This is a genomic window from Kitasatospora sp. NPDC058063 (genome assembly GCF_042885395.1).
Classification (GTDB): Bacteria; Actinomycetota; Actinomycetes; order Streptomycetales; family Streptomycetaceae; genus Kitasatospora; species Kitasatospora lactacystinica.
Map to the genome: position 1 here is coordinate 37943 of NZ_JBHVSD010000029.1, position 15767 is coordinate 53709.

13 protein-coding genes and 2 tRNA genes are annotated in these 15767 nt (G+C 72.6%); 11 read left to right on the top strand and 4 right to left on the bottom strand.

All coding sequences use genetic code 11. From position 1 onward, the window contains the following. Positions 1-186 precede the first annotated feature (186 nt). Positions 187-1494, top strand: coding sequence for a glycoside hydrolase family 18 protein (locus tag ACFVUY_RS36150; RefSeq protein WP_387736438.1), 1308 nt, complete (start codon positions 187-189; stop codon positions 1492-1494). Positions 1495-1658: 164 nt separating this feature from the next. Here ACFVUY_RS36150 and pepN read toward each other — a convergent pair whose 3' ends face one another. Then, entirely contained in the window at positions 1659-4253 is a 2595-nt protein-coding gene (gene pepN / locus ACFVUY_RS36155) for an aminopeptidase N (RefSeq protein ID WP_387736439.1), read from the bottom strand. A 223-nt stretch (positions 4254-4476) separates the two neighbouring features. On the opposite strand from pepN, the gene ACFVUY_RS36160 reads away from it, so the two are divergent. Beyond that, positions 4477-5109, top strand: a complete 633-nt coding sequence (locus ACFVUY_RS36160; RefSeq protein WP_387695343.1) for a DsbA family protein — start codon at positions 4477-4479, stop codon at positions 5107-5109. 81 nt (positions 5110-5190) lie between these two features. Here the strand turns inward: ACFVUY_RS36160 and ACFVUY_RS36165 are convergent, their stop codons facing one another. Further along, complete coding sequence (locus tag ACFVUY_RS36165; protein WP_387736440.1) at positions 5191-6618, bottom strand: amino acid permease; 1428 nt, start codon at positions 6616-6618, stop codon at positions 5191-5193. 266 nt (positions 6619-6884) lie between these two features. Here ACFVUY_RS36165 and ACFVUY_RS36170 point away from each other — a divergent pair, with 266 nt between their 5' ends. From ACFVUY_RS36170 to ACFVUY_RS36185, 4 genes are all read left to right on the top strand, one after another. After that, on the top strand, positions 6885-7484 hold the full coding sequence (locus ACFVUY_RS36170; protein WP_380353532.1) for a biotin transporter BioY: 600 nt from the start codon (positions 6885-6887) through the stop codon (positions 7482-7484). A 117-nt stretch (positions 7485-7601) separates the two neighbouring features. Next, positions 7602-8087, top strand: coding sequence for a ribose-5-phosphate isomerase (locus tag ACFVUY_RS36175; RefSeq protein WP_387695340.1), 486 nt, complete (start codon positions 7602-7604; stop codon positions 8085-8087). A gap of 342 nt (positions 8088-8429) precedes the next feature. Next, entirely contained in the window at positions 8430-9656 is a 1227-nt protein-coding gene (locus tag ACFVUY_RS36180) for a PP2C family protein-serine/threonine phosphatase (RefSeq protein WP_359914822.1), read from the top strand. Between the two features lie 478 nt (positions 9657-10134). Beyond that, positions 10135-10332: a hypothetical protein gene (locus tag ACFVUY_RS36185; RefSeq protein ID WP_359914825.1), complete on the top strand. Its 198-nt coding sequence runs from the start codon at positions 10135-10137 to the stop codon at positions 10330-10332. Positions 10333-10365: 33 nt separating this feature from the next. Here ACFVUY_RS36185 and ACFVUY_RS36190 read toward each other — a convergent pair whose 3' ends face one another. Beyond that, positions 10366-11157 (bottom strand): DUF6348 family protein, encoded by a 792-nt coding sequence (locus tag ACFVUY_RS36190; protein ID WP_387695338.1) that lies wholly within the window; start codon positions 11155-11157, stop codon positions 10366-10368. 190 nt (positions 11158-11347) lie between these two features. Between ACFVUY_RS36190 and ACFVUY_RS36195 the strand changes: the two genes are divergently transcribed. Beyond that, entirely contained in the window at positions 11348-11905 is a 558-nt protein-coding gene (locus ACFVUY_RS36195) for a hypothetical protein (protein WP_387695337.1), read from the top strand. A 74-nt stretch (positions 11906-11979) separates the two neighbouring features. Here the strand turns inward: ACFVUY_RS36195 and ACFVUY_RS36200 are convergent. Continuing rightward, positions 11980-12050 (bottom strand) — tRNA-Gly (locus tag ACFVUY_RS36200). A gap of 194 nt (positions 12051-12244) precedes the next feature. Between ACFVUY_RS36200 and ACFVUY_RS36205 the strand changes: the two genes are divergently transcribed. From ACFVUY_RS36205 to ACFVUY_RS36220, 4 genes are all read left to right on the top strand, one after another. Next, positions 12245-12318: transfer RNA gene (locus tag ACFVUY_RS36205), tRNA-Pro, on the top strand. A 306-nt stretch (positions 12319-12624) separates the two neighbouring features. Beyond that, positions 12625-14016: a trigger factor gene (gene tig, locus ACFVUY_RS36210; RefSeq protein ID WP_359914834.1), complete on the top strand. Its 1392-nt coding sequence runs from the start codon at positions 12625-12627 to the stop codon at positions 14014-14016. Between the two features lie 268 nt (positions 14017-14284). After that, positions 14285-14905 carry an ATP-dependent Clp protease proteolytic subunit gene (locus ACFVUY_RS36215; protein ID WP_380353544.1) on the top strand — a complete coding sequence of 207 codons (621 nt, stop codon included), beginning with the start codon at positions 14285-14287 and terminating at the stop codon, positions 14903-14905. Between the two features lie 54 nt (positions 14906-14959). Next, positions 14960-15622, top strand: a complete 663-nt coding sequence (locus ACFVUY_RS36220; protein ID WP_380546627.1) for an ATP-dependent Clp protease proteolytic subunit — start codon at positions 14960-14962, stop codon at positions 15620-15622. Positions 15623-15767 lie beyond the last annotated feature (145 nt).

Below are 15767 nucleotides of genomic sequence, written 5' to 3' on the forward strand. Positions count from 1 at the left end.
ACCGGGCACGGACGCCGAGTCCCGCACGGGCCCGAGGAGGGGCCGGACCGCACATCGCGGTCCGGCCCCTCTTTTGCATGCTGCACCGACCGGGCCCGCCCCCTTGTGCGGTGAACGGCAGATGGACTAAACCTCTCTCTCATCTGGTCCAGACCATTTGACGTCGCTTCAGAGAACAGGTCCGGTATGCCCACTCGCGCCTCAGCCCTGCTCGCCGCCGCCACCGTCGCCGCGCTGCTCGCCGCCCCCGCCACCGCCAACGCCGCCGACGGACGGCACGGCCCGAAGCTGAAGGGCCAGCGGGTCGGCTACTTCACCCAGTGGGGCGCCGACAGCTCCGCCAAGCGGGTCCAGGAGTCCGGCCAGGCGGCCAGGCTCACCGTCATCAACTATGCCTTCGGCAACGTCTCCGCCGAGGGCACCTGCTTCGAGAGCAACGAGGCCGGCCAGGGTGACGCCCACAACGACTACCAGCGCTCCTTCTCCGCGGCCGAGTCGGTGGACGGCGTGGCCGACGCCCCGGGCCAGAAGCTGAAGGGCCACTTCAACCAGCTGCGCAAGCTCAAGGCGAAGAACCCCCAGCTGCGCACGGTGATCTCACTGGGCGGCTGGAGCTGGTCCAAGTACTTCTCCGACGCGGCCGCCACCCCCGAGGCCCGCGAGAAGTTCGTCTCCTCCTGCATCGACCTCTACCTCAAGGGCGACGTGCCGGTCCTGGCCGGCTCCCCGGAGGGCGGCAAGGGCGCGGCCGCGGGCGTCTTCGACGGCATCGACGTCGACTGGGAGTACCCGGGCGGCGGCGGGGACGCGGGCAACGTGGTCCGGCCCGAGGACGGCCGCAACTTCACCCTGCTGATGCAGGAGTTCCGCGACCAGCTGGACGCCCTGAGCGGCAGGAAGGGCAAGCACTACCTGCTGACCGCCGCCGTGGCCGCCAACGAGACCGTCGCCGACCGGCTCGAACTGCCCCGGCTCAGCGAGTCGATGGACTGGCTGAACGTGATGACCTACGACCTGCACGGTCCGTGGGAGGGCAAGGGCCCGGCCAACTACCAGGCCAACCTGTACTCCGACCCGACCGACCCGGACCCGCGCCGGCGCAGCGCCGACACCGCCGTGACGCACTACCAGGAGCGCGGGATGCCCTCCGAGCAGCTCGTCCTCGGCGCCCCGCTGTACGGCCACGGCTGGACCGGCGTCGCCCCCGGCAAGCGCGGCGGCCTCTTCCAGAGCGCCACCGCGGCCGCGCCCGACCACTCGTACCAGGAGATCAACGCGCTGCCGGGCAAGGTCTACCTGGACCGTGACCACGGCGCGTCCTGGAAGTACGACGGCACCACCTTCTACAGCTACGACACGGCCGAGGTGCTCACCCAGAAGGCGCGGTACACGCGCTGGAACGACCTGGCCGGGGTGATGGTCTGGTCGCTGGACGGCGACGACGCCCAGGGCAGCGCGATCGCCGCGCTGGACCGCGGTCTGCGCCGAGACTGACCGCCCCGCATCCGGGGCCCGCCGCGGACGTACCCGCGGCGGGCCCCGCTGCGCCGGCTGCGCGCGCGGACGTGAACCGTCCCGGCGAGCCGGCCGTGGCGGTGAAGGCCCTTGTGGCGTACGGCCGTTGCGGCGTACGGCCGGTCAGGCCCGGGGGCGGCCCGTCAGGCCCGGTCGCAGGCCTGCGCCCGCAGCGCGCGGGCCAGGTCGTCCCGGCGCTCCAGCACCAGACGGCGCAGCGCGGGCGCGGCCTGCGGGTGCCCGGCGAGCCAGGCGTCGGCCTCGGCCAGGGTCTGCTCGTCGGTCTGGGCGATCGGGAAGAACCCGCCGACGATCCGCATCGCGATCTCGATGGTCCGGTCGGCCCAGATCCGCTCCAGCAGCTTGAAGTACGGCGCCGCGTAGAGGGCGCTCAGGTCGCGCTGGGAGGGGATCGAGAAGCCCGCGGTGTTGGCCTCGACCAGGGCGCTCGGCAGCTCGTCCGAGTCGATCACGGCCGACCAGGCGGCGGCCTTGGCCTCCGCGGTGGGCCGGGCGGCCAGGCACTGGGTGTGGTGCCGCTTGCCGCTCGCGGTGTTGTCGGCGGCCAGTTCGGCGGCCAGCTCCTCGTCGGCGGCCTGGCCGGACGCGGCCAGCGCCAGCCACAGCGACCAGCGCAGGTCCTGGTCGACCTCCAGTCCGTCGATCCGGGCACTGCCGGACAGCAGGCCGCGGACCAGGCCGAGGTGCTCGGCGCCGCCGGCGGTCTGGGCGAGGAAGCGGGCCCAGGCCAGCTGGTGGTCGCTGCCGGGGACGGCTTCGCGCAGCTCGCGCAGGGCGCCGTCGGCGAGCAGCCGGCCGCCCTCGCCGCGCCAGGCCGGGTCCGCGTACAGGTCGACGGCGGTCTTGGCCTGGGCGTGCAGCGACTGGAGCACGCCGATGTTGCCCTCCTGGCCGGCGAACCGCAGCACCAGGGCGACGTAGTCGCGGGCCGGCATCAGGCCGTCCCGGGTGAGGTTCCAGACCGCGGACCAGGTCAGCGCCCGGGCCAGCTCGTCGCGGATGTCGCCGAGGCCGGCGCGCAGGTTCTCCAGCGACTCCTCGTCGAAGCGGATCTTGCAGTAGGTCAGGTCGTCGTCGTTGAGCAGCACCAGCGCCGGGCGGGGCAGGCCGGCGGCCTCGGCGACGACGGTCCGGGCGCCGGTGACGTCCAGTTCGATCCGGCCGGTGCGGACCAGGGCGCCGTCGGCGTCCCGGTCGTACAGGCCGACCGCGATCCGGTGGGGGCGCAGCACCTCGCCGTCCTGGAGCACCGCCAGCTCGGTGATCCGGCCCTCGGCGTCGGTGGTGACCTGCGGGGTGAGCGAGTCGACCCCGGAGGTCTGGAGCCAGGCGGCGGCCCAGGCCTTGAGGTCGCGGCCGCTGGTCTCCTCCAGCACCTCCAGCAGGTCGCCCAGCTCGGTGTTGCCGAAGGCGTGGCGCTTGAAGTAGCGGCGGGCGCCCTCGAAGAAGGCCTCGGACCCGACGTACGCCACCAGCTGCTTGAGGACGGAGGCGCCCTTGGCGTAGGTGATGCCGTCGAAGTTGAGCTTGGCGTCCTCCAGGTCCCGGATGTCCGCGGTGATCGGGTGGGTGGTGGGGAACTGGTCCTGCCGGTAGGCCCAGGCCTTGCGCTGGTTGGCGAAGGTGACCCAGGCGGAGGAGTAGCGGGTGCGGGCGCCGATCAGGCCGTAGGAGCCCATGAAGTCGGCGAAGGACTCCTTCAGCCACAGGTCGTCCCACCAGCGCATGGTGACCAGGTCGCCGAACCACATGTGCGCCATCTCGTGCAGGATGACGTTGGCCCGGCCCTCGTACGCGGCGTCGGTGACCTTCGAGCGGAAGACGAACTCCTCGCGGAAGGTGACGCAGCCGGGGTTCTCCATCGCGCCGATGTTGTACTCGGGAACGAAGGCCTGGTCGTACTTGCCGAACGGGTACGGGTAGTCGAACTCCTCGTGGAAGAAGTCGAGTCCGAGCTTGGTGACGCCGAGGATCTCGTCCGCGTCGAAGTACGGGGCCAGCGACCGGCGGCACATCGCGGAGAGCGGGATCTCCAGCGCGGTGCCGTCGGCCAGCTCGCGGCGGTAGTGGTCGCGGGCGACGTGGTACGGGCCGGCGACGACGGCGGTGAGGTAGGTGGAGATCGGCTTGGTCGGCGCGAACTCCCAGGTGCGGCCGCCGTCCTGCTCGGCGCCGTCCTGCCCGGTGCCGTCCTGCTCGGTGACCTCCTCGTGCGGGGCGTTGGACCACACGTTCCAGGCGGCCGGGGCGGTCACGGTGAAGGTGAACGGGGCCTTCAGGTCGGGCTGCTCGAAGTTCGCGAACACCCGGCGGGCGTCGGCCGGCTCGTAGTGGGTGTAGAGGTAGGTCTCGCCGTCCACCGGGTCGACGAAGCGGTGCAGGCCCTCGCCGGTGCGGCTGTAGGCGCAGTCCGCCTCGACGGTCAGCACGTTCTCGGCGGCCAGGCCGTCGACGTGCACCCGGGTGCCGTCGTAGGCGGTGGCCGGGTCGAGGGATCGGCCGTTCAGGGTGACCGAGCGGACGGCGGGGGCGAGCAGGTCGAGGAAGGTGCCGGCACCGGGCTGGGAGCAGCGGAAGGTGACGGTGGTGGTGGAGCGGAAGGTGCCGGCCGCCCGGTCAGGGGCCGAGGTCACGTCCAGCCGGACCCGGTAGCCGTCCACGGTCAGGATGCTGGCCCGCTGCTGCGCCTCGTCGCGGCTGAGGTTCTTGCCCGGCACGGCGGTACTCCTTTGTCCGGCTCGCACGGTGGTGCGCCTGTGGGTGGTGCGGTCTCGCGCGGGGTGTGCCCCGCGCGCGGGGTCATCCTTTCACGCCGCTCGCCGTCAGTACCATTGCACAGGCCGCCGCGTCCGCGCCGGAATCAGCGGCCCCGGGCGGGTGTTGGCGTTCCGGGGGTGGAACTCCTCCCTGCCCAGGATCGCCTCACGAAGGACACCACCAGTGACGACTGCCACTGAGCGCAAGACCGCCGACTTCTGGTTCGACCCGGCCTGCCCGTGGGCGTGGATGACCTCCCGCTGGATGGTCGAGGTCGAGCGGCTGCGTCCGGTCGACGTGCGCTGGCACGTGATGAGCCTGTCGGTGCTCAACGAGCACCGGGACCTCCCGGAGAGCTACCGGGAGCTGCTGGACAACGCCTGGGGCGCGGTGCGGGTCTGCATCGCCGCCGCCGAGCAGCACGGGCCGCAGGTGCTCGGCCGGCTCTACACCGAGCTGGGCGTGCGTTTCCACAACCAGGGCCTGCCGCAGAACCGGGAGACCATCGAGGCCGCCCTGGTGGCCGCGGGCCTGCCGGCGGAGCTGGCCGACGCGGGCGGCACGGACGCCTACGACGACGCCCTGCGCGCCTCGCACAAGGAGGGCATCACCCTGGTCGGCGAGGACGTCGGCACCCCGGTGATCGCGGTCGAGGGCGCGGACGGCGAGCGGGTGGCCTTCTTCGGCCCGGTGGTCACCCCCGCTCCGAAGGGCGAGGCCGCGGCCCGGCTGTGGGACGGCACCCTGCTGGTGGCCTCCACCCCGGGCTTCTACGAGATCAAGCGCACCCGCACGGCCGGCCCGTCCTTCGAGTGAGCCGCAGGTAGTTCCCCGGAAACGCGGCAGGGCCCGGTACCGATCGGTACCGGGCCCTCGCCATGCATGGGGACGGGAAGGTCAGCGCAGGGCGGCGGCGTCCCGGCGCTGCTTGAGCAGCCCGGCGACGGTGAGCAGCGCGACCAGCACGCCGGCCGCGTACAGCTGGTCGCGGTTGCCCTCGGTGGTGGTCATCAGGGCGAGGATGGCGGCCACGGCGGCCATCGCGATCCAGGTGAGGTACGGGTAGCCCCACATCTTCACGGTGAGCAGCTCGGGCGCCTCGCGCTCCAGCCGGCGGCGCATCCGCAGCTGGACGACGCAGATGAACAGCCAGACCACCAGGATCGCCACGCCGGTGGTGTTCATCAGCCAGGTGAACACGGTGTCCGGCCAGAACTTGGCCGCCAGCACGGCGCCGAAGCCGAACAGGCAGGAGATCAGCACGGCTCTGCGCGGCACGCCGCCGCTGACCTTGGCCAGCGCCTTGGGGCCCTGGCCGCGGCCGACCAGCGAGTACGCCATCCGGGAGGCGCCGTAGATGTTGGCGTTCATCGCGGACAGCAGCGCGACCAGCACCACCACCTGCATGATCGTTCCGGCGGCGGGCACCCCGAGGTGGCTCAGCACGGTGACGTACGGGCCGTCGGCGACGACCTTCGGGTCCTTCCAGGACACCAGGGTGACCACCAGGGCCATCGAGCCGATGTAGAAGATCGCGATCCGCCACACCGCGGTGCGCACGGCGTTGGCGACGTTCTTCTTGGGGTCGTCGGACTCGGCGGCGGCGATGGTGACGGTTTCCAGGCCGCCGTACGCGAAGACCGAGGCGAGCAGGCCGATGATCAGTCCGTCGACGCCGTTGGGCAGGAAGCCGCCCTGGCCGGTGAGGTTCGCCGCGCCGGGGGCGCCGGGGCCGATCACCCCGGCGATGCCGAGCCCGCCGAGGACCAGGAAGGCGATGATCGCGGCGACCTTGATCGCGGCGAACCAGAACTCGAACTCGCCGAAGTTCTTCACCGCGGTGAGGTTGCTGGCGCAGAAGAAGGCCATGAACAGGCCGACCCAGACCCAGGCGGAGACGCCGGGGATCCAGCCGTTGACGATCTTCCCGGCGGCGGTGGCCTCGGCGGCGACGCCGCAGCAGAGCATCACCCAGTACATCCAGCCGGCCGTGATCCCGGCCCAGGGGCCGATCTCCTTCTCGGCGTGCACCGAGAACGAGCCGGAGGCGGGGCGGGCGGCGGACATCTCGCCGAGCATTCTCATGATCAGCATGACCAGGAGGCCGGAGAGCACGAACGCCAGGATGATCGCCGGGCCGGCGGCCGCGATGCCGGCGCCGGAGCCGACGAAGAGGCCGGCGCCGATCACGCCGCCGAGGGCGATCATGGACAGGTGGCGCTGCTTCAGGCCGTGCGAGAGCTGCTGACCACCCGACGCCGGGCCTGCGGCCGGCTGGGTGCCGGTGGGGGTCCCGGTCGCCGTCGGGGCGGAAGTGGGGGCCATAGGGGTGGTTCCAGACTGTGCGGTATGCGACATGAGCTGTCCAATATCCGGCGGCACCCCTGTCCATGCCAAGAATGTTCGATTCGGGCCCACCATGCGGACCCTGCCGAAACCTACTGTGATCATGCTGTGACCAGGAGTTGTTCCGGTCCGGTTCCGACAATGCCCGAGGGCGGGGGTTTGTCCGAAACCGTGCCGTTCGCCCAGTGGATCACCGCGTAGGTTCACAGGTGTTCACTCACCTGGACTCTCACGGAGGAGCCCCGATGGCCACTGCCACCACCCCGATACCGCGCCGCACCGTCCTCGCCGACCTGCTGCCCGCCGCCTCCACCCGCCTCGGCGCCCAGGCCCGCGACCTGGCCCTGGTGGCCGGCGGCGCCGCGCTGACCGGCCTGGCCGCCCAGCTGTCGGTGAACGTCCCCGGCTCGCCGGTGCCCGTCACCGGCCAGACCTTCGCCGCCCTGCTGGTCGGCACCGCGCTCGGCGCCCGCCGCGGCGTCGCCTCGATGGTGCTCTACCTGCTGGCCGGCATGGCGGGCCTGCCTTGGTTCGCCGAGGGCACCTCGGGCTGGGCGACGGCCTCCTTCGGCTACGTGATCGGCTTCGTCCTCGCCGCCGCCGTGACCGGCGCGCTGGCCCGCCGCGGCGCCGACCGCACCCCGGTCAACACCGCCGTCACCATGGTCCTCGGCAGCCTCGCCATCTACGCGGTCGGCGTCCCGTACCTCGCCCTGTCGCTGCACGTGCCGCTCGCCCGCGCCGCCGAGCTCGGCCTCTACCCGTACCTGGTCGGCGACGCCGTCAAGGCCGCCTTCGCCGCCGGCGCCCTGCCGCTGGCCTGGAAGCTGCTCGGCCGGCGCTGATCCGCCCGGCCGGCCCGCGTCGCCCGGTCGCCCCGCGCCGCCGTCCCACCCCGCCGCCCCACCCGGTCGGCGCCCCCGTTGTCGGGCCCGGGCGCACGCGCATGCCACACTCATGGCATGCGCGTGTACCTGGGCTCAGACCATGCCGGATACGAACTGAAGAACCACCTCGTGGAGTGGCTCAAGGGGGCCGGCCATGAGCCGGTCGACTGCGGGCCGCACATCTACGACGCCGAGGACGACTACCCGCCGTTCTGCCTGCGTGCCGCCGAGCGCACCGCCGCCGACGAGGACGCCCTGGGCATCGTGATCGGCGGCTCGGGCAACGGCGAGGCGATCGCCGCCAACAAGGTCAAGGGCGTCCGGGCCGCGCTGGCCTGGAGCGTGCAGACCGCCGAGCTCGGCCGTCAGCACAACAACGCCAACGTGATCTCCATCGGCGGCCGCATGCACACCCAGGACGAGGCCACCGAGTTCGTCGAGGTCTTCCTCAAGACCCCGTACAGCGGCGAGCCCCGGCACACCCGCCGGATCGAGATGCTGAGCGAGTACGAGACCACCGGCGAACTCCCGCCGATCCCGGCCCACCACCCGCAGGGCTGATCCCACCACCCACCCTCCCCGACGGCCGGCCGCACGCTCCCGTGCGACCGGCCGCCGCCGTGTCCGGACGCCCCCGGACGGCCCCGGACCTCGCCCGACGGGCCCGCGGCGGCCCGCTCCGCCTGTGGGATCGGCCACAGGCCCCGGCGCTCGGACACCCCCGTACGCGGGGCGCGCACGCCGCCCGCACGGTTCCGTACGCCCAACCGGCGTACGCCTCCTGACGGCACGCCCGCAACCCCGCCGATCGGCCGAAACCCGCCGGGCGCCCCGCGCTCCGGCGCCCGCGCCCGCCCCCGACCCGTCGACGCCGGGCCGTGCCCGTGGATAGGGTCGGACCCCATGGCTGGCAGAGCGCCGGGCACACCGCCCCAGACGACTGCGACGAGGCCCGGCGCCGCCACGGCGTCCGAGTCCGTGACGGCCCGGTTGCGCAAGAGGGTCCGCCGGGTCCGCCGAAGGCTGCGCACAGCCGGTGTGGACTACTTCCGCGGCGGCGCCGCCGACTGGCCGGTGCTCTGCGCGCTCGCCCTGCTCGTCCCGCTGCTGATCCTGCTCAACATCTGGATGCCCGACTGGGCCCCGCCCACCTCCCTGGTCCTGCCGATCCTGGCCGGCGCCCTGCTGCTGCGCCCCGGCAGCCTGGTGGTGCTCTACGCGCTGGCCGCGCTCGGCCTCTCCTCCGAGTCCGTGATCCACACCGGCCAGCGGGTCGCCAGCGACAACCCCGAGGCGTACATCTACGGCGTGACCCCGGGCGCGGCCCTGGTGGTCGGCGCCGCCGGGGTGGGCGGCCTGCTGCTCGCCCAGTTCCGGGCCCGGGTCGGCGTGCCCTGGTGGGGCGGCTCCACCATGCTGTTCGACCTGCGCGAGCGGCTGCGGGTGCAGAGCCGGGTGCCCGAGCTGCCGGAGGGCTGGCACGCGGACATGGCGCTGCGCCCGGCCGGCGGCCAGTCCTTCTCCGGGGACTTCGTGGTCGCCGCCCGCACCGGCCCCGGCCAGCGGCTGCTGGAGGTGGTCCTCGCGGACGTCTCCGGCAAGGGCATGGACGCCGGCTCCCGCGCGCTGCTGCTCTCCGGCGCCTTCGGCGGCCTGGTCGGCTCGCTGCCCGCGCACGACTTCCTGCCCGCCGCCAACGGCTACCTGCTGCGCCAGTCCTGGGAGGAGGGCTTCGCCACCGCCGTCCACCTGGTGCTGGACCTGGACACCGGGGAGTACGAGCTGCTCTCGGCCGGGCACCTGCCGGGCATGCAGCGGCTGGCCGGGGAGGGGCGCTGGGAGGTCAAGCAGGCCGAGGGCCCGCTGCTCGGGATCTACGACGGCGCCAAGTTCGAGGGCGTGCGCGGCCGGCTGAACCGGGGCGACGTGCTGATGCTGTGCACCGACGGCATGGTCGAGGCCCCGGGTCGGGACCTCGGGGAGGGCATGGACCGGCTGATGGGGGAGGCGGACCGGCTGGTGCCCGGCGGCGGACCCGGGACGGGCACGGGCACCGCGGCCGCGCTGATCGAGACGGTCGCCCGGGACATCAACGACGACCGCGCCGTGCTGCTGCTCTGGCGCGACTGACGGTGCCGCCGGGGCACATGCCGAGGGCAGCCGCCGCTGTCAAGCCCGGCAGCTGATCTTCGGCCAATTCGCAGGCCCCGTCAGCGGAGCGGACCAGCGGCTTCCGTTCCCCGCCCCCGGCCGTTTTCCGGCCGCTCAGCACGGCCCCGCCGACGATTCGTCAGGACGGCTCCGCTATCGTCCCGGTCGGCGGAAACTCGTCTCGCATCGCAGGATATCGGCGTTGGGCTGACTTTCAGACCTTTACGCAATCGGCACGGTCGACCACACTGAGTCCGGGCGGGACTGTTCAGGATTCGGGGGATTGGGGGCGTCACGTGCGGCACGACAGACAGCGGTCGACTGTGGGCTCCCTCGCCGGCGCTGCGCCGGACGGTCCGCGATTCCGCCTCGGGACCGTCGGACAGGCCGGGGTCCGGCTTTCGCAGGTGCCGCCGGGCGGCGGCACCCCGCTATGAAAACGAGGAAGTGAGTCCGGGTGGCACTCTCCGTCTCCGCACTGGTCCTGTTCGCGATCCTGTGCATCATCTTCATCCGCAACAAGCAGATGAAGATCCCGCACGCGATCGTCGCCGCCCTGTTCGGCTTCATGCTCCACGAGACCACGGTCGCCGGCTCCATCAACTCTCTGCTGGCCAACCTCGCGCACAGCATCTCCGGCATTACCGGCGGCTGACCCGGCCGGGCCGTCCGCACCCTCGCCCAGGGGTCACCGGTCGGCCCGTCTGGCCTCCCGCCAGCGAGCGAACAGTCCCCGGGGGCGCGCCGCCGCCGGGGCCGGGGCACGCATCGGCGCGGGTGCCACCGCACCCGCCGGCGTGTGCTGTCCCGATGCCGTCGGCTCGGCCGTCAGCAGCACGAACAGCCGTGCCCAGCACAGCCGTTCGCCCCGCGGCCAGTCCAGCGCGCGCAGCGCCGCCGACGCGGCCTCCGACACCTCGCCGCCCACCCGGACCTCGGCGACGTCGTCCCCCGCCTTCCCGCCCAGGAAGAGCTTGACGCCCACCGGCCCGGGCCCGGTCAACCCGGCGCGCAGCGCGGGCGCCAGCGCCGGCAGCACCCGGTGCTCGGAGAGCCAGCCCGCCAGGTGCTCGTTGCCGAAGCCGAACACCGCGGCCGGCCCCTGCACCGCGCGCCAGCCCGGGAGTCCGGGCAGGGCCGGGCGGTCGGCGCGGATCCCGCGGCCCCCCGCGACCTCGACCAGCACCGGGGCGGTGGTGGTCGCCCACATCTTCACCGCGTTGGCGAGCTTCTCCTCCTCGGTCTTGCCGAGGCCCGGCGCGCAGTCCCACACCACCGGGGCGTCCGCCCGGCCCAGGTGGAGCACGAAGCCGAGGTCCACGTGCCCGGCGCCGTCGTCCCCGGGGTGCTCGCGCACCGCCACCGCGGTGGTGCCGGGGCCGCGGACCACCTCGCCGTCCGGGCGGAACACCTGGCCCAGGCGCGCCATCTCCCGGACCACACAGCGCTGAATGACGGCCAGTCGCTCCTGCGGATGCACCGGGACTCCTCCACCTCGGGAGCGCGGCGGCTGAGCTCGCGCTCGAACTGCGCTCGAACGCCGCCGAGGCTATCGGCCCGACAGCCCGCCGGGAAACCATGCGGACCCCGCGGTCCTCCGGTCGCGGAAATGTCCCGGATGCCCCACTTTGGGCAGCGGAACCTGAAGGCCGTCCGCCCGGAGGACCCGCATGCCCCGCACCGCCGCCCCGCCCCCGCCCGTCCTCCTCGCCCCCGGGCCGCCGCCGTTCGGCCCGGCCGGCCCCGGGCTGGTCGCGGAGATCGAGGCCTACCTCGCCTCGCTGCCCGCCCCCGCGCGCACCCCGGTGCCGTACGTCTGTCCCCACGGCAGCGTCCTGCGGCCCTGGCAGGCCGGCCACCCCGAGCCCCGAGCCACCCTGCTCGACCGGGCGCTGGGCCGGCCCGCGCGCCCCGTGCCGGTCGGCGCGGCCGACCACCTCCGGCTCGCCTCCCGCTACATCGGCGCGCACGGCTGGCTCCAGGGCGCGATGTGGGACGCGGCCGGCCGGGTCTGCCTGCTCGGCGCGCAGGCCGCCGTCCTGGCGCACGGCTACGGGACCCCGGACACCGTGCGCACCGCCCGGGTCCAGCTGATGGAGGTGCTGCACGCCACCGGCCGCCCGGCGCGCTCCCCGGACGAGTACAACGACCGCCCGACCACCCGGGAGGGCGACGTCCACCAGCTGCTGGACCGGGCCGCCGCCCGGGCCGCACGGCTCGGACTCTGAGGCGGAAGGGGCCGCGGCGGCCCGGGGAACGCCGACGGCCCCGGTGCGCTGGGCACACCGGGGCCGGATCGGAGAGCGGGCGACGAGAATCGAACTCGCGTGACTAGTTTGGAAGACTAGGGCTCTACCATTGAGCTACGCCCGCACGACGCTCCCAGCCGTCACCGGCCGGAAGTCCGGGGGACAGCGTACCTGGTCCGGCCGCCCGAGCGCACGCCCCCTCGCCCAGCGCCCTGTGCGCACCCCCTCGCGCCCGCGCGGTATATGTCGCGGTCGCGCCCGCGCGGAACAACTCGGCGAGCCGTGCAGGCCCGGCGTGTACGCTTCCTCTCGGCACCACGGGGTGTGGCGCAGTTTGGTAGCGCGTCCGCTTTGGGAGCGGAAGGCCGTCGGTTCGAATCCGGTCACCCCGACAGTGCGGCAGGGTCTCGCCCGACGGGGGCGGGGCCCTGTTCTGTGTGGGAGCTCCCCGGCGGCGGTACGGTGGCGCCTGGCGTCCGCCTTTCGTGGTACCGGTAGGATGGGGCGCTGGCGGTAGTCCCTGTGGCGTCCACCCAGGTCAACCGCACGAGGGCGAGGAGTCAAGCTCACCGTCCACCCCACGGGAGATGCAGCTCCAACCGCCCATCGCCCGTCTCGTCCGACCCCCCTTCCGGCTCCGGCCGGGCGATGGGGACGGGCGGAGACAACCTGACCGCAAGCCCCTAGGAGACCTAACCGTGAAGAGCGCCGTCGAGACTCTGAACCCGACCCGGGTTCGACTCACCGTCGAGGTGCCCTTCGAGGAGCTCAAGCCCAGCCTCGACGCGGCGTACAAGAAGATCAACCAGCAGGTCTCGGTCCCGGGCTTCCGCAAGGGCAAGATCCCGAACCGGGTCATCGACCAGCGCTTCGGCCGTGGTGCCGTGCTGGAAGAGGCCGTCAACGACGCCCTGCCGCGCTTCTACACGCAGGCCGTCGACGAGGGCAAGATCGAGGTCCTCGGACAGCCCGACATCACCAACATCGAGGGTGTCGAGAAGATCGCCGATGGCGGCGACCTGAAGTTCACCGCCGAGGTCGACGTCCGTCCGGAGGTCACCCTGCCGGAGTTCTCCTCCATCGAGGTGACCGTCGACCCGATCGTCGTCTCCGACGAGGACATCGAGAAGTCGCTGGAGCAGCTGCGCGAGCGCTTCTCCTCGGTCAAGGACGTCGAGCGCGCCGCCGCCGAGGGCGACATCGTGGTCGTGGACCTGGTCGCGAAGGTCGACGGTGAGGTGCCGGACGACGGCACCGCCAACGGCGTCAGCTACGAGATCGGCTCTGGCCGCCTCATCGACGGCATCGACGAGGCCGTCGTCGGCCTGTCGGCCGGCGAGGAGAAGACCTTCGAGACCGAGCTCAAGGGTGGCACCCAGGCGGGCAAGACCTCCGAGGTCACCGTCACCGTCACCGCCGTCCAGGAGAAGGAGCTGCCCGAGCTGGACGACGAGTTCGCCCAGCTGGCCAGCGAGTTCGACACCCTGGAGGACCTGCGCGCCGACTCCCGCAAGCGCCTGGAGCGCATGAAGGAGTACGACCAGGCCACCCAGGCCCAGGAGAAGGTCCTGGACGCGCTGCTCGCCCTGGTTGAGATCGAGTACCCCGAGAAGCTCCTCAAGGACGAGGTCGAGACCCGCAAGCACAACGTGGAGCACCACCAGCTCCAGCCGATGGGCCTCTCCCTCGACGCCTACCTGGAGACCCAGGGCAAGACCGCCGAGGAGTGGGACGCGGAGATCGAGGAGCAGGCGAAGAAGGGCATCAAGACCCAGTTCGTCCTGGACCAGATCGTCGCCGACGAGGAGCTGGGTGTTAACCAGGAGGAGCTGACCGAGCACCTCATCCGCCGCGCCGCCGGCTCCGGCCTCACCCCGGACCAGTTCGCCCAGCAGGTCGTCCAGGGCGGCCAGGTTCCGCTGCTGGTCGGCGAGGTCGCCCGCGGCAAGGCGCTGGCCACCGTGGTCGAGGCCGCCAAGGTCGTCGACACCGAGGGCAACGAGATCAACTTCGACGACGAGGACGAGACGGCCGAGACCGTCGAGGCCGCCGCCGAGGAGACCTCCGCCGAGGAGAAGACCGAGGCCTGAGCGCCCCGGTAGCCCCTCAAGGCCGCAGCGGGCCCGGACGCCGTACGGTGTCCGGGCCCGCTGTCGTCCCCGCCCGCGGCCACCGCGACCCTGCGCTCACAGCGAACAGTTCTGCGTGAGGGATTCTGCGGCCCGGCCTGCGCGTTAGGGTCCTTGGACAGCACCAATCACGACGTGATACCCGGAAGCTGTGCGACATCGTGACGGCCGTGGAGCGACCGTCCAAACCGACTGAGCAGGTGGCTAAGTGACGTTCCCGCAGATGCAGATGCCTGGCCCGATGGCGCCGCACGCCGCCGCTGGTGACGTGCTCGGCGGCCTTGGCGACCAGGTCTACAACCGGCTGCTCAACGAGCGGATCATCTTCCTCGGCCAGGCGGTCGACGACGACATCGCCAACAAGATCACCGCGCAGCTGCTGCTGCTGGCCGCGGACCCGGACAAGGACATCTTCCTCTACATCAACTCCCCGGGCGGCTCGATCTCGGCCGGCATGGCGATCTACGACACCATGCAGTACATCAAGAACGACGTCGTCACCATCGCGATGGGCATGGCCGCCTCGATGGGCCAGTTCCTGCTCACCGCGGGTGCCCCGGGCAAGCGCTTCTCGCTGCCGAACTCGACCATCCTGATGCACCAGCCCTCCGCGGGCCTCGGCGGTTCCGCCACCGACATCCGCATCCAGGCCGAGCAGCTGCTCCGCACCAAGAAGCGGATGTCCGAGCTGATCGCCCACCACAGCGGCCAGTCCTTCGAGCAGATCACCGCCGACTCCGACCGCGACCGCTGGTTCACCCCGGAGGAGGCCCTGGAGTACGGCCTCATCGACGCGATCATGCACAGCGCCGCGGACGTCCCCGGCGGCGGCGGCACGGGCGCTGCCTGAGCCTCGGCCCGCCCGCGAGACCACAGCCCCAACGCCCCGGAGGACAAGGACCCCATGAACATCCCCAGCCTGTCGGCCGCCCAGGCCCGCGTCGAGGACATGCGCGCCGAGGGCCGCTACATCGTCCCGCGCTTCGTCGAGCGCACCACGCAGGGCATCCGCGAGTACGACCCGTACGCCAAGCTGTTCGAGGAGCGCATCATCTTCCTCGGCTCGCAGGTCGACGACGTCTCGGCGAACGACATCATGGCGCAGCTGCTGTGCCTGGAGTCGATGGACCCGGACCGCGAGATCCAGATGTACATCAACTCGCCCGGCGGCTCGTTCACGGCCCTGACGGCCATCTACGACACCATGCAGTACGTGAAGCCGGACATCACCACGGTCTGCATGGGCCAGGCGGCCTCCGCCGCGGCCGTGCTGCTCGCCGCCGGCACCCCCGGCAAGCGGATGGCGCTGCCGAACGCCCGCATCCTGATCCACCAGCCGTACACCGAGACCGGCCGCGGCCAGGTGTCCGACCTGGAGATCCAGGCCAAGGAGATCTTCCGGATGCGCGAGCAGCTGGAGGAGATGCTCTCCAAGCACTCCAACCGGACGGCGGAGCAGGTGCGCGACGACATCGAGCGCGACAAGATCCTGACCGCCGAGGAGGCCGCCGAGTACGGCCTGATCGACCAGATCATCTCCACCCGCAAGACCTCGCTGACCTCCTGAGGTCGGCGCCCTCCCGGCCCGCCCCCGGGTCGGAGGGGCCGTCGGGGCGGGGGGGGGGCCCCGGGGGGGCCCCCCCCCCCCCCCCCCGGGGGGCGCCCCCGCCCGGGCGGGGTGGGGGGTCAATACGCCCCCGGGGGGGGGCGCC